Below are 17,442 nucleotides of genomic sequence, written 5' to 3'. Positions count from 1 at the left end.
ATACGTAAACGAATAAATACTGGTTTACGCTAAATTAACGCTTACTTCGGCAACAGCTTATGAATATTAAGCTCATCCAGCTGTAATAGCTGTGACTGCCAATTACTGATCACTAGACCACTTTCTAATTGATAGAGAGTCAAACTCACGGGTTCATCGACACCTGCTAACCAAAATTGATAAACCTGACTAAATTGGCTCACAGGTAACTGACCAGTAGGTAATTCTAGCGTTGCAAGTGGCTCAGATAACCACGCATTCATCATTTTATTGAGCTGTTCAGGGGCAAGGCCAATATCGGGACGACTACGCCAACTGCGACCAATACGCTCGATGGTATAATCTGGCCCTTGCATCGTTAAAATCATACTGTGACTGGGCAATAGAGTAGTTTGTTTAGGGCTGGAAATTTCTTCATTGAGCATGCGCTTATGGCTGAAATTAAAAATAAAAATCATGCCAAGCACAGCAAAGATTAATACGTTATTCCACGCTTTTTTACTTAATTTCATCATGCCTCCTGAGCCTATATTGCGATCATAATGCAGTCGCACCAAGATGCAAGCACTACCAAGTAGGAGGGCGTCGTTTGTTACTTTATCGCTTTCATTATTAGCTCAGGGATCCGCTGCAAGGGTAACTGTATATCGACACCGCCAAGTTTCACCGCTTCTTTTGGCATGCCATAAACCACACATGTTTTTTCATCTTGCGCGGCGGTATAGGCGCCCGCGTCGTGCATTTCTTTTAGTCCCCTAGCGCCATCATCACCCATGCCTGTCATAATAATACCAACCGCATTCGCGCCAGCCGCCTTTGCGACAGAGCGAAACAACACATCTACTGAAGGGCGGTGTCGACTGACTAATGGGCCATCTTTCAACTCCACTCGATATTGTGCGCCACTGCGAATTAGCAACATATGCTTGCCACCATTAGCGATCAATACCTGACCCGGGAAGACGCGATCATTGTGCTCTGCTTCTTTCACATGCATCTGACACAAAGAATTTAAGCGACCAGCAAAAGCCGCGGTGAAGTTCTCAGGCATGTGTTGCACCACAACAATACCCGGCGCAGTGCGCGGTAAATTCACTAACACCGCCTCTAACGCTTGAGTGCCGCCAGTCGAAGTACCAATAGCAATCACTTTATCAGTTGTTTCAGACATGGGTTTATTGGAGCAGGGAGCAATAACCGCGTCAGCACTTAACTTCGCGGTCACGGGAAGCACAGCATTTACCCGCGCTCTGCTGCCAACCTTAGCCATCGCAGCCGCCTTGATAGCATCAATCATCATGGCTCTTTGCTCTTGTAAAAAGCCTTTTAGCCCTGCCTTTGGTTTAGTAATCACATCAACTGCACCGGCGGCAAGGGCTTGCATTGTCGCATCAGCACCTTTACCCGCTAAGGTTGAACAAATCACTACCGGGGTCGGTCTTTCCGCCATGATTTTTTTCAGGAAAGTAATACCATCCATTCGCGGCATTTCAATATCCAGTACAATCACATCAGGCCATTGGCTTTCCATTTTCTTCATGGCGAAAATAGGGTCAGAAGCAGCGCCAATGATTCTAATACCAGCGGCGCCATCCAATTGTTGCGTGAGCACTTGGCGCACGACGGCAGAATCGTCGACTATTAATACGTTAATTGCCAATTGAACTCCATTATTTACCAAAATTTCACATGCTGAGTAACGCGATCTTGTTCGAGATAAGACAACTCTCGATTAAAGTAACGTCGCTCTTCTTCGGCAACGCTCTGTTCGACACTTGTTGCGATACGTTTCATGAACACGGAGTAGTCATCTCCGACGAAGTGGATCATTCGACCATGCTCACCACCTAAATGATGAGCCTGTAGTGGTATCCTTTCATTTGCCAAAAAATCGACAATAAACCGGCAGTTTGCACTTCCTACAGCAAAAAAATTGCGATCTGAACAGCCATTATTAATCACATTGCCACCACCAAAGACTTTTGCTTGCAATAAGCTGCGCTGCGCACCTTTATGTAACATGCCATTAATTAGTAGCTCCATCGCATGCACACCATAACGCCCCGCTTGCGATTCAATAATCGGCTGATGGAGGTTGCCTTGGCGACTTGCTAACAAAAAATGGTTCATGCCAAAAACGCGGTTAATCGGATCCCACAAACAAGCCGCGACACAAGAGCCAAGGAGTGTCGAGATGACATCATCATTAGTGCTGACATAAAATTCACCAGGATCAATAACAATACGCTCACCGCCTTGAATTTTATATCGCTTCATATCACCCTTTCTTTTGGTGAATAGAAGGTTTTATCATGGTTAATTTATCGGTAATACCGTGCAAGGTTTCTGAATGGCTAGTGATTAAATAGCCGCCTGGTTTAAGCTTTTGAATTAATTTATCAACCACGACTCTTTTAACGGGTTGATCAAAATAAATCATTACGTTACGTATAAATATCACATCAAACAAACCAATATTAGGTAAGGTTTTAGTTAGATTAATTTGCTCAAATTGACAGCAATTCCTTAGCTTGCTGTCCACTAAAAAAGTCCCCTCTTGCTCGCGCACCCCGCGCAAGCAATACTTATGCAGAAATTCTTGATTCATGCTGCCCATGCGGCTGATTGGGTATACGCCACGCTTGCAGCTAGCGAGCATTTTGGTACTAATATCTGAGCCTAATACATACCAAGGTTTACCTGTTAAATATTTCGCCAGCACCATCGCCAAGGTATAAACCTCTTCTCCTGATGAACAAGCTGCACTCCAAATTCTCAATTCATCACCTTTCCAAGACTGGATAAGATGTTCAATTAAATAATCGAAATGTTGTGGCTCGCGAAAAAAATACGTTTCATTGGTGGTTAACAAATCCACCATTATTTGAAATTCGTCCGGCGATTGCTTGCTATGAATAAGGGCGTAATACTCATCAAAGCGCTTTAATCCATAATGGACCAAACGCTTGGTTAAGCGCGACATCACCAAGTTCTTTTTACCGGGCGCCATTGAAATTCCAGCAACTTCATATATCAATGTTTTAAATTGATAAAATTCCTTGTCGGTAATAGGCCGAACTTGGAAAGGGTTGCGACCCGCTATTTCACATGCTTGATTCACGGTTTTTATATTTTCCTAAGGAAGTCATTTGTATACACAAAGAGAAGACTGAGCCGCGACTATCTGGTCAGATAACTCCTCAACACACAAAACCTTTTCCTTGTTAAGTAAAATGATAAAGTCATCTTCATAGCGACCGATTTGGCTAATAAATTTACTATCAATATCCGTACCAAAGTCTGGTGGCTTCTGCCTGTTTTGTTCGGGAATACTCAGTATTTCATTAACCTGCTCAACAAGAATTCCCATGGTTTGCGTCTCACCGTGAAAAGCCAAACTAACCAAAACAATACAACTCTTTTTGGTTAGTTTAATAACATGAGAGCCTAGTCTTGCCCCTAGATCGACCACAGGAACAACATTACCGCGTAAATTAATCACCCCTCGAATACTATTTTGTGTCATGGGTACCCGAGTCATTGAGCTCACCTCAATGATCTCTTTCACATCTAAAATACCAATGGCCATTAGCTTTCCCAGCACGGAGAAGGTTAAGAATTGATAAGCATCATCCATCACCACTCCGCCTAAGCCATAGGGGTCATTATTATTTTCAGCTATTGCTAAATCATTCATTTTGATTGCCTCTTAAAAGCGCTCAAAGTTCTTTTCGTTAAACGCCAACTCCAAACTACCGCCCGTTGAATTTCGAGGCTTAGTCGGCGCTGACTTAGTTGCTGCGGGAGCAGACCTGTTATCTTGACCTTTACCAGCCATCTGCGCCGATGACAACTTAAAGAACGCGACAGCTTGCTGTAATCCATTCGCCTGCGCACTTAACTCTTCTGCCGTGGCTGCCAGCTCTTCAGAGGAAGCTGCATTTTGCTGGGTTGCTTTATCTAACTGAGACATTGCACTATTGATTTGACCCACGCCTGAAGATTGCTCTTCTGAGGCTGCTGAAATCTCTTGTACTAAATCAGCCGTTTTACTAATACTGGGCACAATTTCTTCTAACAAGCGACCCGCGTCTTCTGCAATAGAGACACTGTTTGTTGCTAATGCATTGATTTCCTGAGCTGTCAATCGACTGTTTTCAGCAAGCTTGCGTACTTCTGCTGCCACCACAGTAAAACCTTTGCCATGCTCACCCGCTCTTGCCGCTTCTATCGCAGCGTTCAAGGAAAGTAAATTAGTTTTGTAGGCAATATCTTCTATCAAACCAATTTTATTGGCGATTTCTTTCATGGCATGCACAGTACGGTTAACCGCTTCACCACCTTTGGTCGCCTCTTCGGCGGCCTTGGTTGCCATACTATCAGTGACGCGGGCATTGTCTGTGTTTTGCTGCACCGACGCATTGAGCTCTTCAACCGAGGCGGTTGTTTCTTCAACACTGGCGGCTTGCTCTGTGGCCGCTTGACTAATTGTTTGCGCAGTGGCACTCACTTCTTGAGAAGCGCTTACTAAATTATCAGCATTCCCTCTCACTTGTTGAATAACGCCGCTAATATGGTCAACCATATCCATCATGGCTTTATATACGCCAGTGGCATTAGCTTGGTTATTAAATTTAATATCTAGATTGCCATCCGCGATTTCACGCGCAATGGCTTCCATATCTCTTGGCTCTCCGCCTAACGGTTTTTTGATCAATCGAACCAAAAACCAAGATAACAGCATGCTGAATAGTGTCGCTAAAATCGACACCCACATAATCAGCGAAATGGTATTCTGGTTTTCAGCTTTAACTTGAGGCCCTAACACTTCTTGATCTGCTTGAACCGATAGCTTCACCTCTTCTGATGCCCTCGCTACTTTGGGACCGATCGCGTCAAGTTCATTTTTGATAACGCTGTTGCGCGCAATCATTATTTCATTGATTTTATTTAGCGCTTTAACATATATCTCGTGTTGCTGTATAAACTCCTCAAGTAGCCTTCTCCGCTCAGGAGTTTGTATATTTTCGTCTAGTGTTTTAACCCTAACGACTACATTCTGATTTAACTCTTCTAGGGCTCTATCCATGTCTTCTTGGCTAGCAGAAGCTAAATATTTAACCGCATATAAACGACCTAACAACACCGCTTCTTGCACATCTCCGGCATAAAAAGCCGTATTTGGATCTTGATCTCGATGAGCTGAGCCCATGATGTTACCCATCAATTTTTGCATTGCATCACCCGACGGCACGAGTCTCGACTTCTCTATATCTTTTAGCTCAGACATCAGCCCAACCGCTTTATCAAAAGCTTTATTGTAATTACCTATTTCATTAGCAATAAGTTCTACCTTTTCTGCACGTTCAGGTTTTTTTATTTCAGCTTGAGCCTCTTCCGTATATTCCGACAGTTTTGCATAACGCTCTTTAAAAGAAGCGATTGTTTCGTCACTGTGCTGAATGGTGTAATCTTTAGCAAACAAACGAACCAACAACATATTAGCTTCAACTCGACTAGCAAGATTAGAATCAATGGCCAATTCACGATATTCATTAAACCCATTCATCGACTTTTCTAAGCCAATAAATGCTGAGAATGAAACCCCAACTAGCAATAACATCACCAACGCATAGCCTAGACTTATTTGATAACTTAGCTTTAAGTTTTTGAACATATTCCTCTCCTTATTAAGAGCTGTTCGCACTAGATAACCACTTAGATTCAGTTTTTACTTATTTCCGTTAACGTTTCAATTTGGGCAGAGGACAGTATATTTTCGACATCCAAAATAATGATAAACACTTCATTTAACTTGCCCATCGCTTGAATATAATCTGCATCTTTTCCGCCCCCCATATTCGGTGCCGACTGAATACTATCTTGATCAAATTCAACAATTTCTTTTACTGCATCGACTAAAAGGCCAATAGGTTGATTGCCGCCAAATGGAGTATTAACATCAACTAACACGATACAACTCTTATCGCTTAACTTGCTCATCACTCCTTTAGCTGTTTTTACTGACAAGTCGACCACGGGTACCGCAGCCCCTCTTAAATTAATGACGCCACGAATAAAGTCTGGCATTTTAGGGATGAACGTCATTTCGCTTACTTCAATAATTTCATTTACCGCTAAAATATTTACCGCTAGGGTTTCATTAGACACAGAGAAGGTTAAATACTGAGTAAGTGTTTCAATATACTGTTGATGAAATTCTTCATGCTCAATGCCATAACCTGTAATGAGTTCTGCCATGAGTTACCCCCTAAACCGATTCAAGTGTTTTAACATCAGACGCTTTAGCACTGGCTAAGCCAATTAAACCTTGCACATCTAATATTAATGCGATGTCACCACTGCCTAACACGGTGGCACCACTGACGCCTTTTAGCCCTTGGAATACTTTACCAAGCGGTTTTATGACAGTTTGTAACTCACCAAATAATCGGTCGACAACAATGCCGGCTTTCGCTCTTCCGACTCTGACTACCACAAGGCTTTCTCGGCCGCGACGACCATGTTGATAGTTAACACCGAAAAATTCGCTCAACTTAATGTAGGGCATGACCTGACCACGCAAATTCACATAGTGACTGTTTTTATCGAGGTGCCATTCATTGGTGTCCATTTCAACGCACTCTTCAACCATGCTTAATGGAATAACAAAGCGCTCTTTCTCTACACCAACCATAAAGCCCTCGATGATGGCGAGCGTTAACGGAAGATGAATCGTCACTAACGTGCCCTTACCTCGCTCGCTATCCACTTCAATCGAGCCCCTTAAAGCGTCGATATTGCGCTTAACCACATCCATACCGACACCGCGTCCAGAAATATTACTGGCGGTATCTTTAGTGGTTAGGCCAGGTTCAAAAATTAACCTTAATATTTCGCGATGGCTCAATTCCTGCCCAGCATAAATCAGCCCTTTTTCTTCCGCTTTTTTCCGTATTTTCTTGGTGTCTAAACCGGCACCATCATCAGCTATTTGAATCACGATATGGCCAGAATCATGTAATGCGTTTAGGCGCAACACCCCTTTTTTTGGCTTACCTTGGGCCACTCTTTCTTCAGGCGTTTCAAAGCCGTGATCGAGTGAGTTTCTAACTAAGTGAGTAAGGGGGTCATTTATTTTTTCAACCACGGTTTTATCTAGCTCTGCTTCACCGCCAGTAATAACTAGTTCAACATCTTTATTTAAATCTTTACTGACATCGCGAACCACCCTGCGAAAACGGGAAAAAGTGTCGCCAATCTGCACCATGCGAAGCTGTAAAGCGTGATCACGTATATTTTCTACTAAGCCTTCAACGCCATTAACCACTTCTTGCACGTCAGCAAGGTCATGCTTCTCGACTAATAATTTAACGGCAGCATTAGAAATAACTAACTCACCCACCAAATTAATTAACTGGCCAAGGCGATCAGCGTCCACTCGGATATATTGTGTTTCTTGAGCGATTTTTTCTCGAATGGACTCTTGTTTTTCGACCGCCTTATCGACCACGCCTTTACTCACCACATGCTGCTCAACTAAAATTTCACCTAAGGGCTTAACCTCTTGCGTTGCAGCATCATCACTCAATACACTGCTTTGAACTTGTAATGCATTACTTAGTTCTTGCTCTGTTAATGCCCCGACTTGAATCAATAACTCGCCAAGCTTATTGAGCTCCTCACCTGTTAACTCTTCCAATAATGCCAAATATTTTTCTAACTCAGAGCGCGGAGGTATAATACGTAGCTCGCAATCGTCCATGGCGAATTCAAAGACTGACTTTATTTCTTCTTTACTGGCTGAACTTAACAATGCAATTCTAAAAGAGAGGTAGCATGATTCAGGCTCCATGTCTTCCCAACAAGGAAAGTCATGAGTAAACGTAATTATTTCTACTATTTCACCCATTCGCTTCAAATAGTTAATGAAAGATAAAGGATCAAGCCCATTCCTTAAGGCATCGGATTTGAAGTCTAATGAAATAACCCAATTATCGTCCGAAGCGTTCTTCCTATCACTGACCTCTATGTTCTCTCTTTTATTTTTGACGACATCAAGCGCACCGGACTTTTGCTCAGGATTCAATTCATCTAGTAACGTTTGACCGGCCTCAAGTAATGCTTCGGAAATATCCTCCTGGCCATCTGAAATCGATTCAACTAAGTTGGCGGTATGATCTTTACACTTTAGTAACAGAGCAACCAAATCAGGGTCAACCAAGCGAATACCATTACGAACATTGTCCATTACCGACTCAACAGGATGAGTAAAAGCAACGATGGCATCAAAACCAAAAATCCCCGCAGCTCCCTTTATTGTGTGTATTGCTCTAAACACACTATTTAAATGCTCTGCATCATCAGGAACTTGCTCCATTTCGAGCAAGGCATTCTCCATTTGCTCTAGTAGCTCTTCTGATTCTTGGATAAATATTTTTTTAGTATCATCAAGCATATTCAAATTCCTTTGCTGGCAATACGATGGGATCCCCAAAGAACGCTTCAAGATTAAGGGTCTCTAGTACATCGATCACTTGACGATTATGCTTAATGAATCGAAGTGCTTTACCTTTTTTCTCTGCTTGTTGATGTAATAAAATCAAGATTTGTACGCCAGCACTATCAATGTCAGATACTTTTTCTAATGAAATTTCTAACTCGTCTTGCTTTGACAGTAAGTCTTGCAATTCCTGCTTCATCATTGCTGCAGTATAAATAGTTAACTCATCGTTAATTTCAAAAAAATGGACGCCATTAAGCTCTCTAGTAACAATACTCATCGAGAGGTCCCCCTTATTTACGGCAAAACTAATTTAGCGACAGCATCTAACATTTGCGGAGGCTGAAATGGCTTAACGACCCATGCTTTTGCCCCCGCAGCACGCCCCTCGGCCATTTTTCCCTGGCCAGCTTCGGTGGTCAGCATAATAACGGGCGTAAACTTATATTTTGGATGCTGCTTTACTTCCTTGAGAAAAGAAATTCCGTCCATATTAGGCATATTAACGTCACTAATAATGAGGTTAATTTTTTGGCCTGACATTTTGCCTAATGCGTCTTTACCGTCACAGGCTTGAATAACATCATAGCCAGCACCTTTTAATGCAATACCAACAACTTGTCGAATTGACGCAGAGTCATCAACTACCAAAATGGTCTTTGCCATATAACCTCCTTACTCATCTTTTATTAATGAATAATCACTAAAAGAAATTTATTGAATCCCTACCCGCAATTTTTTATTTATTCATCTCTTAATAATCCATTCTGGATCCAGCTTGCTCTATTTTCCGACTGAATATCCAAATTAATTAGTTACTTAAAACGGAGTACTGTTATGTAGTAACTTAATCCACGTCTTGCTTAAGTAAACAAGTATTAAGATAAGAGAAAGTAAAGCTGCCGCTAATTCCAAATTCTCCATGCGAAATAAAATACCGAAGAAACCAGCAGTCATGCCCTCTGCAGCGGGGAGAATAGGAGTCATTTTCCAGCTTAAACTCACGCAGGCTCTCTTAACCTGTCAATTAAAAATAACTTTTTTATTGTTTTCATAACAAAGAGTGTAGTAAGGCAGTTAGAGTTCTTCACTATTTTATTGATTAAATATTGACTAGGTTCAGGTGTTTGATAACCAAAATCAGCGTAACTACTGATAAAACAAACAAAAATTAACTATTAATTAATGGAAAAAATGCCTAACAAGGAAATCGCCTTACACTAAGTTCAGGATGGAAAAAATAGTGATTTGTGAGAGCAGGATTGCAGGGGATATATCACGACTTCCTTGCGTAGCGCTAAAAGCGAAACACTTCGAGAAGAAGTCAATAGGCAACAAGCTTTAGCCTGATACGAACAAGGCTCAATGCACCGGTTATGCAGGCTGAGAGAGCTTGAACACTTTTCAAACAACAAGTGATAAATTATTAGACGAATATCTGCCGCATGGATGCGGCGATTAAGCCATCAACAGCTTTTGAAGGATGATTTTACGGCGCTTCGTCTAGGAGGTTATCACGGAGTGATTGAAATTTGCTCCTTCATTCGTTCGCCCTGACCTGTTATGCGAAGGCAGCCGCCATCCGCCACCAATACGTTGGAGCGGAGTGAAGTAAATTTAATGACATAAGTGCTTATCAGAGAGCAGTTCAACAATGCTGACTGACAGTCATTTGTGTTGATCCTGATTGATCTTTTTCAGGGATAGAAGACTGCTAAATCGCAGATATAAAAAAGCCCAGCTAGGCTGGGCTTTTTAAAAAGAGAAGAATCAATTACTTGATCTTGCCTTCTTTGTACATTACGTGCTTGCGAACTACAGGATCAAACTTTTTGATCTCGAATTTCTCAGGCATGTTACGCTTGTTCTTGTCAGTCGTGTAGAAGTGACCAGTACCAGCGCTTGAGTTCAAACGAATTTTTTCGCGACCGCCTTTAGCTGCCATAATCTATCTCCTAAACCTTCTCACCACGGGCACGGATATCAGCTAATACTGTATCAATACCTTTCTTATCGATGATACGCATACCTTTAGTGGTAGTACGTAATTTTACAAAGCGGTTTTCGCTTTCAACCCAAAAACGATGCGTTTGTAGGTTAGGTAGAAAACGGCGTCTTGTTCTGTTTTTCGCATGTGATACGTTGTTACCTACAGCTGGACGCTTACCGGTAACTTGACATACTCTTGACATGTCACTCTTCTCCAAATATAACTTTCTTGCTCGAGCAATATTAGTGCCTCGTGTGGCCGTCGCCCGAGGCACTACGAGGGCGCATTTTATACAGTAAAGCCCATATAAGATCAACACAATGTTCAAATCTGGTCGAATTTTCGGCTAAATCCACCCTCTTTCAGCAAAAGAAGCGGTTTCACCGTCACCAACAACTAAATGATCTAATACTCTCACATCGATCAATGCGAGGGCTGCGATCAGTCTTTCGGTGATCCGTCGATCAGCCTGACTGGGCTCGCAAATTCCCGACGGGTGATTATGCACTAAAATAATCGCCGCTGCATTCGCTGTTAACACTTGTTCTACTACTGCACGCGGATAAACCGCCGCACAATCGATGGAGCCGTGAAATAATTCGACAAAATTGAGTACCCTATGTTGATTGTCGAGCAATAAAGCAGCAAAAACTTCATTTTTATAATCACGCATTTTTGCGGTCAAATACTGTCGCGTCGCCTGTGGACTGGTCAAGGCGTCCTCTTTAAGCATTTTTTCTGCTAAATAACGCCGGCAAATTTCCACCACCGCCTGTAACTGCACGTATTTTGCGGTACCCAGTCCCTTGCCTTGGCAAAATTCTCCTTGCTGGGCATTTAAAATCGCTCTTAGGGAACCAAAATCATTAAGCAAATGGCGTGCTAACTGCACCGCATCAAGCCCAGCACACCCCGTGCGTAAGAAAATCGCCAGTAACTCTGCGTCCGACAACGCCTGCGCGCCTTTATCCAATAGCTTCTCACGTGGCCGCTCAGCTGCAGGCCATTGTTTAATACCCATTTGCTCTCCCTGCACACTAAGGTGAACGAAATCACTAATCCCTTAAATCTAGTCGATGGCTATGATCCAAGTAGGGGAAATTGGCAATTAAGTTATGCTATCGTTGCGCTTTATTTTTCCTTGGGCTGAAACATGAACCTTCATAATAAAAATATTTTATTGGGTATTTGCGGCGGCATTGCCGCTTATAAGTGCGCTGAACTGACGCGTAGATTAAAAGATCAAGGCGCCAATGTCCGTGTGGTAATGACCCAATCGGCCAAGGCCTTTATTACGCCGCTGACCATGCAAGCCGTATCCGGTAACCCAGTGTCTGACAGCCTGCTCGATCCCGCCGCTGAAGCGGGCATGGGCCACATTGAACTAGCAAAGTGGGCCGACTTGATCTTGGTTGCCCCAGCCAGTGCCAACACCATCGCGCGCTTAACCGCAGGCATTGCCGATGATTTGCTCTCCACCTTGTGTCTGGCCACGCCGGCCCCCATTGCCATTGCGCCAGCGATGAATCAACAAATGTACTTGGCCGCAGCGACGCAAGCTAACTTAGCCACCTTAAAACAGCGCAGCGTGTTGATTTGGGGACCCGCGCAAGGTCAGCAAGCGTGTGGCGACGTCGGCCCAGGACGCATGTTAGAGCCTGATGAGCTTGTCCAGCATTGCCAGCAGCAACTCAACCCGAGCCAAGACTATGCCGGTATTCGTATATTAATCACCGCTGGGCCGACGCGTGAGCCAATCGATCCCGTGCGCTATTTATCAAATCACAGCTCAGGCAAAATGGGTTACGCCTTAGCCCAAGCCGCGCAGCAGGCTGGCGCCAAAGTAACCTTAGTTTCTGGCCCCGTTAACTTAACACCGCCAGCCGGCGTAGCAGTGGTCAAAGTAATGAGCGCCCTTGAAATGCACCACGCCGCCACATCACGCAGTGCTGAACACGATATATTTATCGGCTGCGCGGCTGTCGCCGACTATCGACCAGAATCAGTAGCAGATAACAAAATTAAAAAAAGTAATGATGAGTTAGTCGTAAAAATGGTAAAAAACCCTGACATTTTGGCCGATATCGCGAATAGTGAGCCGCGACCATTTTGTGTCGGTTTTGCCGCCGAAACCCAAGATGTAGAGCACTACGCCAAAGACAAGCTAACGCGAAAAAAGTTAGACCTTATAGCCGCCAATGATGTAGCAAAGACAGGTCAAGGATTTAACGCGGAACATAATAGTCTCACGGTATTTTCAAAAACAGACGCCATCCATATTCCATTAGCCAGTAAACTTGACGTGGCCAATGCGCTATTGAGTTTGGTTTTGATCCATTATAAAAAATAATAAGACAGCACAAATGAAACAAATAGAATTAAAAATACTCGACCCACGCATCGGTAATGAGTTTCCTTTACCTGCTTACGCTACGCCCGGCTCGGCAGGGATGGATTTACGCGCATGTTTGGACCAAGCCGTGACATTAGCGCCCGGCGACACACAATTATTGCCAACAGGACTGGCTATCCACATTAACGATACTGGCCTAGCCGCCACCATTTTACCCCGCTCGGGTTTAGGTCATAAGCACGGTATTGTGCTTGGCAACCTGGTTGGATTAATTGATTCTGATTACCAAGGGCAATTAATGGTGTCGTGCTGGAATCGTGGTAATACTACGTTTGTTGTTGAGCCCGGCGAACGTATTGCACAACTGGTGTTTGTGCCTGTGGTGCAAGCACAGTTTGAAATAGTGGATGAATTTGATGGCAGTGAACGCGGTGAAGGTGGCTTTGGTCACTCAGGCCGTCAATAAGCTTGTCGCTTAGAGTTAATTACGCACTAAAACGCATCGGTAAACACGCCTTTTAGGTAACAGTTTGGGTAAAGGAACATTCATGTCAGGAACCAGTAAAACCAACCGCAAAGAGCAAATCTTACAAGCGTTAGCACAAATGCTTGAAACAGCGCCGGGGCAAAGGATCACGACCGCTAAGCTAGCGAAAGCAGTTGGTGTATCAGAAGCGGCCTTGTATCGCCATTTCCCCAGCAAAGCGCGCATGTTTGAGGGTTTAATTGAATTCATTGAAGAATCGCTACTCTCACGGATAAATCTGATCTTAGAAGAAGAAAAAGATACCTTTAACCGTATTCACCACATACTGCACCTGCTACTTAGTTTTACCGAACGTAACCCGGGCATCACTCGCATTTTAACAGGCGATGCCTTACTAGGCGAAAACGAGCGTCTACGCGAGCGTATTCAAGTACTATTTGAAAAGCTAGAAATGCAACTCAAACAAGTGTTACGAGAAAAACGCTTGCGCGATGGCAAGGGCTTTAACCTTGATGAAAGCATGCTGGCTAATTTGCTATTGGCTTTTGCCGAAGGCAAGATAAACCAATACGTGCGCACTCAATTTAAGCGCAAACCAACCGCAGATTTTGACGAGCAGTGGGGTTTTATTCGCAATCAGTTACTCAATAGTTAAACCACTACAGCTGGCGCAAGATACAACCTTTAGCTTGCGCCTTAAGGTAATAACAAGGCTTTATTGCCTTTAACAAAAAATGATTAACTTGATGGTCTTGTTACCTATTGTTTACATCACTTTTTACGCTAATATACTGGCGATTAAAAAACCTCTTACCACCACATATTAAAGGGCCCTTTAAATGGACGAGATATTAAAAGAATCTGGCTCTTGGTTGCAAAACAACCAAGGCTTATTAATTGAATACGGCGTCAATATTGCCGCTGCTATTCTTATTCTATTTTTTGGTTTTATCGCAGCAAAAATGGTTGCTGGCGGCGTATCCAAAGTCATGAGCAAGAAAAACCTAGACAAAACCATTGTTGATTTTGTTGCAGGCTTAGTCCGTTACGGCATTATCGCATTTGTTATCATTGCTGCACTTGGTCGCGTTGGCGTACAAACAGCTTCCTTCGTTGCTATTATCGGTGCCGCCGGCTTAGCGATTGGTTTAGCACTACAAGGCTCACTGTCTAACTTTGCATCTGGCGTGTTACTTATCCTATTTCGCCCTTTCAAAGCGGGCGACTATGTTGAAATCGCCGGCACTGCAGGCTCTGTTGACTCAATCCAAATTTTCTCAACCGTGTTAACCACGCCTGATAACAAGGTAGTTGTAGTACCAAACTCAGCTGTATTTGGTGGCAACATTGTCAACTACTCGCGCCTGCCTACCCGCCGCGTAGATATGGTGATTGGCGTTAGCTACAAAGCTGACCTAAAGCAAACTCAAGATGTATTAAGAAAGATTGTAACGGCACATGAGAAAGTGCTAAAAGATCCGGCGCCGACTATTGAGGTTGTTGCATTGGCGGATTCATCTGTTAATTTCGTGGTTCGCCCTTGGGTGAAAACACCAGACTACTGGGCGGTTTACTTTGATCTCAATAAGCAGATCAAAATGGGCTTGGACGAAGCTGGTATTGAGATCCCATTCCCACAAATGGATGTGCATTTAAATAAAGTGGCATAAACCACCCCATGCCTGAACTAACAAAGCCCACTAATGTGGGCTTTTTGCATCTTGGGCTATGAAAGTAACAGTAATCGACTTTACTGCTCTTTATAGATCATTGCTGACGAAGTATCATCGGTATCATGGGTTAGCGGCCCATCGGTACGACCTGCCGCAATCAGTTTATCGTCGAGTAATCCAACACTGTTAATATAGGTATTTCTGGTACCAGCAATATTAACAAATGACTTGGGAGCCAAAAGCTGACCTTGCGGTAATACTTTGTAGAAGCCATCACCAGCGCTGAGCCAGCTATTACTATCAACCTGAGTAAAACCATTAATACCATAGAGGTAAAGATCTTGGTTTAACCAACTAAGCCCGCGCAGTAAGTCTTCCTTATTCAGGTCGAGAAAGTCATGAATATAGGTACGGTCTGCTAAATTGACGCGATAAAAGCTGATATCCCATTCGGTGGTATAATTATTACCGCTAGGGAATTTATCTCGACGACTATTGGCGCCGACATATAAGGTATTAGCCTTAATCAACGCATCGGCAATAACGTCACTTTCACCACTGTCGAGCAGCGTTTCAAACTCTAGCTCACCCGCGAAGTTGTAGCGTTTCAGTACAATGTGCGTATCCAGCAGTCTATCTAGATCGGGAGTAAATTTAGTTCCAAATCGGTGGTTATAAGCAGCTAATGAATTCATATTGCGACTGGACAAAGTAAAGATATGCCCTTGTTCATCAACAGCGATATGACTCAGGCCACCAAAGCTACCAACATAATAATCCCAAATAGAAACCACCTGACTCCATTGCTGAGCATAGTTTTCATCAAAAAGGCTCAATTTCAAGCCTTCGTAATTATACGAAACCAATAATTTTTCTTGTTGGCAATGTAGCTCCACATTACCAATATGACTGGAATAATTAATAAAATTAGTAAATGTTACTTTATGGTTCGGCGCCGGGGGGCGGGTATTTTCTTTAAGGGTAAACTCGCTGACCAGATACTCCTCCTTAGTAAAAGGAGGGAGGTAATAGTTTTCAGAATAAGGGTCGGTTAACAAGGTTTTATGCACTAATTCACCCGCACGGGTGTACTTTTCTAGCTGAAGAGCAAACTCTTTCCCTTGTGAAGAATCAGCGCTATTTTCAACATACCTGGCTAGGCTATATTCACCCGAGTCATGGATACAAATATCTGCAAAGCCCCCTGAAACGACCTCTTGCCTTAATACATGCTGCTCTTTATCCATTAAAGCAAAAAAGCCTTTACTATCTTTATAGTCATCTGAAGCAAGATATTGGCCTACGATGATTGACTGACCATCATCAAACTGCACCAATTTATTAATCGACGCATTTTTGCTCTTGCTAATATCACCAATTTTAACGAGTTGGTTATTGGTAAAGCCAGCATGCTCAATAAAACTAATTTTTGTTTCAATAGGAGGTTGCTCTGGGGTTGGGGTCACCGGAGCCGGTGTTGGCGTTGGCACGCTAGGCGGATCAGATGGTTTAGTCGGATCACTTCCCCCGCCGCCGCCACCACAAGCCGACAAAGCAAAGCACAGCGTTAATAAAAACAATGGTTTCATACTTCCCTCCACAATTTAATTTAATGCCAAACAGCTGGCATAATAATGATATTGATTATCAGTTGATAAATTTACCCAAAATGCTCATTAATTGATACTTTTTTGCTCTCAATCTTACAATTTCGAACAAAAAATGTGGCAGGAAAACATCAGGCATAGCGCTTGAATCAGGTTACAAGATTTATCTGTTTGGCGCTTAACGGGGAGACTTAGATCGAACTGGACGAGCGGTATCAAGACTTGATGACAGCACCTTTGCTTTAACTGGATGCCATACCCTCGCTCATGTTTAAAATGACAAAGCCCACGCTTGTGAGCTTTTTGATATATTACAAGTTAACACATCGACCTAATGTACGCGAGATGGGCCATTTCGCACTAACTCTTTGCCATTTTCATACACATCTTGCGATACCCAACGCCCTAACAACAACTGATGCTGACTATCTAGCACTGCCACAAATGGCCTGCCATCTGCATTACTGGTCGCTAACGCCACCCCTGCCACATCATTCAGTCCTAAGCTGCCACTTTCTACCGCTAGCAAAAACGCTTCTAACTCAGACAAGGTTTCAATCACATTTTGGTCATCAATCATCAGACTACTCTCGATTCATTTATCCGTTCATTATTTCAAGCGGTAACACTATACCGATAATGGCGCGAGTTAACACCAACTAAGCCAGAATTTACCGCAGCGCTTATTAGCTCAGCCTATAACGAATAAATGAGCTATTCGGATTTCGATTAAATCAATAAGCCTTCATCAAAAAACTAACATCTAAACTCACCGCCAAAAACACTAAACAGCTGAAAGTTAATAATTAATTCACAATTTTCTGATATA

The 17,442-nt window shown here is 43.1% G+C and carries 19 protein-coding genes; 4 read left to right on the top strand and 15 right to left on the bottom strand.

The genetic code is table 11. From position 1 onward, the window contains the following. Window positions 1–41 precede the first annotated feature (41 nt). From K6Y31_RS04125 to radC, 13 genes are all read right to left on the bottom strand, one after another. Window positions 42–515: a hypothetical protein gene (locus tag K6Y31_RS04125; protein WP_233051578.1), complete on the bottom strand. Its 474-nt coding sequence runs from the start codon at window positions 513–515 to the stop codon at window positions 42–44. A 77-nt stretch (window positions 516–592) separates the two neighbouring features. Then, on the bottom strand, window positions 593–1,660 hold the full coding sequence (locus tag K6Y31_RS04120) for a protein-glutamate methylesterase/protein-glutamine glutaminase (protein ID WP_233051577.1): 1,068 nt from the start codon (window positions 1,658–1,660) through the stop codon (window positions 593–595). 14 nt (window positions 1,661–1,674) lie between these two features. Further along, window positions 1,675–2,277: a chemotaxis protein CheD gene (locus K6Y31_RS04115; RefSeq protein ID WP_233051576.1), complete on the bottom strand. Its 603-nt coding sequence runs from the start codon at window positions 2,275–2,277 to the stop codon at window positions 1,675–1,677. Between the two features lies 1 nt (window position 2,278). Beyond that, a complete protein-coding gene (locus K6Y31_RS04110; RefSeq protein WP_233051575.1) occupies window positions 2,279–3,121 on the bottom strand; it encodes a CheR family methyltransferase in 843 nt (280 codons plus the stop codon). Window positions 3,122–3,145: 24 nt separating this feature from the next. Next, window positions 3,146–3,697: a chemotaxis protein CheW gene (locus tag K6Y31_RS04105; protein WP_233051574.1), complete on the bottom strand. Its 552-nt coding sequence runs from the start codon at window positions 3,695–3,697 to the stop codon at window positions 3,146–3,148. Window positions 3,698–3,709: 12 nt separating this feature from the next. Then, entirely contained in the window at window positions 3,710–5,677 is a 1,968-nt protein-coding gene (locus tag K6Y31_RS04100) for a methyl-accepting chemotaxis protein (protein ID WP_233051573.1), read from the bottom strand. Between the two features lie 47 nt (window positions 5,678–5,724). After that, window positions 5,725–6,261 (bottom strand): chemotaxis protein CheW, encoded by a 537-nt coding sequence (locus K6Y31_RS04095; RefSeq protein ID WP_233051572.1) that lies wholly within the window; start codon window positions 6,259–6,261, stop codon window positions 5,725–5,727. A gap of 10 nt (window positions 6,262–6,271) precedes the next feature. After that, window positions 6,272–8,458, bottom strand: coding sequence for a chemotaxis protein CheA (locus tag K6Y31_RS04090; RefSeq protein WP_233051571.1), 2,187 nt, complete (start codon window positions 8,456–8,458; stop codon window positions 6,272–6,274). Further along, a complete protein-coding gene (locus K6Y31_RS04085) occupies window positions 8,451–8,783 on the bottom strand; it encodes an STAS domain-containing protein (protein ID WP_233051570.1) in 333 nt (110 codons plus the stop codon). Before K6Y31_RS04085 ends, K6Y31_RS04090 begins: the two co-directional genes overlap by 8 nt. Window positions 8,784–8,800: 17 nt before the next feature. Continuing rightward, window positions 8,801–9,169, bottom strand: coding sequence for a response regulator (locus tag K6Y31_RS04080; RefSeq protein ID WP_233051569.1), 369 nt, complete (start codon window positions 9,167–9,169; stop codon window positions 8,801–8,803). Between the two features lie 1,108 nt (window positions 9,170–10,277). Further along, complete coding sequence (gene rpmG, locus K6Y31_RS04075; RefSeq protein ID WP_232801664.1) at window positions 10,278–10,448, bottom strand: 50S ribosomal protein L33; 171 nt, start codon at window positions 10,446–10,448, stop codon at window positions 10,278–10,280. A 10-nt stretch (window positions 10,449–10,458) separates the two neighbouring features. Further along, window positions 10,459–10,695: a 50S ribosomal protein L28 gene (gene rpmB / locus K6Y31_RS04070; RefSeq protein ID WP_232801663.1), complete on the bottom strand. Its 237-nt coding sequence runs from the start codon at window positions 10,693–10,695 to the stop codon at window positions 10,459–10,461. Between the two features lie 144 nt (window positions 10,696–10,839). After that, window positions 10,840–11,514: a RadC family protein gene (radC, locus tag K6Y31_RS04065; RefSeq protein WP_233051568.1), complete on the bottom strand. Its 675-nt coding sequence runs from the start codon at window positions 11,512–11,514 to the stop codon at window positions 10,840–10,842. A 132-nt stretch (window positions 11,515–11,646) separates the two neighbouring features. Between radC and coaBC the strand changes: the two genes are divergently transcribed. The 4 genes from coaBC (at window position 11,647) to mscS (ending at window position 15,003) form a co-directional block, all read left to right on the top strand. Then, entirely contained in the window at window positions 11,647–12,843 is a 1,197-nt protein-coding gene (gene coaBC / locus K6Y31_RS04060) for a bifunctional phosphopantothenoylcysteine decarboxylase/phosphopantothenate--cysteine ligase CoaBC (protein ID WP_233051567.1), read from the top strand. Window positions 12,844–12,856: 13 nt separating this feature from the next. Continuing rightward, window positions 12,857–13,312 (top strand): dUTP diphosphatase, encoded by a 456-nt coding sequence (gene dut, locus K6Y31_RS04055; RefSeq protein WP_233051566.1) that lies wholly within the window; start codon window positions 12,857–12,859, stop codon window positions 13,310–13,312. 82 nt (window positions 13,313–13,394) lie between these two features. After that, window positions 13,395–13,988 carry a nucleoid occlusion factor SlmA gene (slmA, locus tag K6Y31_RS04050; protein WP_233051565.1) on the top strand — a complete coding sequence of 198 codons (594 nt, stop codon included), beginning with the start codon at window positions 13,395–13,397 and terminating at the stop codon, window positions 13,986–13,988. Between the two features lie 184 nt (window positions 13,989–14,172). Beyond that, window positions 14,173–15,003 (top strand): small-conductance mechanosensitive channel MscS, encoded by an 831-nt coding sequence (gene mscS, locus K6Y31_RS04045; RefSeq protein ID WP_233051564.1) that lies wholly within the window; start codon window positions 14,173–14,175, stop codon window positions 15,001–15,003. A gap of 80 nt (window positions 15,004–15,083) precedes the next feature. Here the strand turns inward: mscS and K6Y31_RS04040 are convergent, their stop codons facing one another. Together K6Y31_RS04040 and K6Y31_RS04035 are read right to left on the bottom strand one after the other, a co-directional pair. Further along, entirely contained in the window at window positions 15,084–16,595 is a 1,512-nt protein-coding gene (locus tag K6Y31_RS04040; protein WP_233051563.1) for a hypothetical protein, read from the bottom strand. Window positions 16,596–16,944: 349 nt separating this feature from the next. Beyond that, the gene (locus K6Y31_RS04035; protein ID WP_233051562.1) at window positions 16,945–17,193 is read right to left on the bottom strand and encodes a hypothetical protein; all 249 of its coding nucleotides are present in this window, start codon (window positions 17,191–17,193) and stop codon (window positions 16,945–16,947) included. Between the last annotated feature and the right edge of the window lie 249 nt (window positions 17,194–17,442).

Source organism: Motilimonas cestriensis, assembly GCF_021295315.1.
In the GTDB taxonomy this organism is placed as follows: domain Bacteria; phylum Pseudomonadota; class Gammaproteobacteria; order Enterobacterales; family CBDFNC01; genus Motilimonas; species Motilimonas cestriensis.
The sequence above is the reverse complement of the archived record's forward strand: the minus strand, read 5'-3'. Positions and strand labels throughout refer to the sequence as shown.

Bases quoted from the DNA above. Each gene is read 5' to 3' on its own strand.
- K6Y31_RS04125 (WP_233051578.1), bottom strand. From the start codon at position 515: ATGATGAAATTAAGTAAAAAAGCGTGGAATAACGTATTAATCTTTGCT.
- K6Y31_RS04115 (WP_233051576.1), bottom strand. From the start codon at position 2,277: ATGAAGCGATATAAAATTCAAGGCGGTGAGCGTATTGTTATTGATCCT.
- K6Y31_RS04105 (WP_233051574.1), bottom strand. From the start codon at position 3,697: ATGAATGATTTAGCAATAGCTGAAAATAATAATGACCCCTATGGCTTA.
- K6Y31_RS04100 (WP_233051573.1), bottom strand. From the start codon at position 5,677: ATGTTCAAAAACTTAAAGCTAAGTTATCAAATAAGTCTAGGCTATGCG.
- K6Y31_RS04095 (WP_233051572.1), bottom strand. From the start codon at position 6,261: ATGGCAGAACTCATTACAGGTTATGGCATTGAGCATGAAGAATTTCAT.
- K6Y31_RS04090 (WP_233051571.1), bottom strand. From the start codon at position 8,458: ATGCTTGATGATACTAAAAAAATATTTATCCAAGAATCAGAAGAGCTA.
- K6Y31_RS04085 (WP_233051570.1), bottom strand. From the start codon at position 8,783: ATGAGTATTGTTACTAGAGAGCTTAATGGCGTCCATTTTTTTGAAATT.
- K6Y31_RS04080 (WP_233051569.1), bottom strand. From the start codon at position 9,169: ATGGCAAAGACCATTTTGGTAGTTGATGACTCTGCGTCAATTCGACAA.
- rpmG (WP_232801664.1), bottom strand. From the start codon at position 10,448: ATGGCAGCTAAAGGCGGTCGCGAAAAAATTCGTTTGAACTCAAGCGCT.
- rpmB (WP_232801663.1), bottom strand. From the start codon at position 10,695: ATGTCAAGAGTATGTCAAGTTACCGGTAAGCGTCCAGCTGTAGGTAAC.
- radC (WP_233051568.1), bottom strand. From the start codon at position 11,514: ATGGGTATTAAACAATGGCCTGCAGCTGAGCGGCCACGTGAGAAGCTA.
- coaBC (WP_233051567.1), top strand. From the start codon at position 11,647: ATGAACCTTCATAATAAAAATATTTTATTGGGTATTTGCGGCGGCATT.
- dut (WP_233051566.1), top strand. From the start codon at position 12,857: ATGAAACAAATAGAATTAAAAATACTCGACCCACGCATCGGTAATGAG.
- slmA (WP_233051565.1), top strand. From the start codon at position 13,395: ATGTCAGGAACCAGTAAAACCAACCGCAAAGAGCAAATCTTACAAGCG.
- mscS (WP_233051564.1), top strand. From the start codon at position 14,173: ATGGACGAGATATTAAAAGAATCTGGCTCTTGGTTGCAAAACAACCAA.
- K6Y31_RS04040 (WP_233051563.1), bottom strand. From the start codon at position 16,595: ATGAAACCATTGTTTTTATTAACGCTGTGCTTTGCTTTGTCGGCTTGT.
- K6Y31_RS04035 (WP_233051562.1), bottom strand. From the start codon at position 17,193: ATGATTGATGACCAAAATGTGATTGAAACCTTGTCTGAGTTAGAAGCG.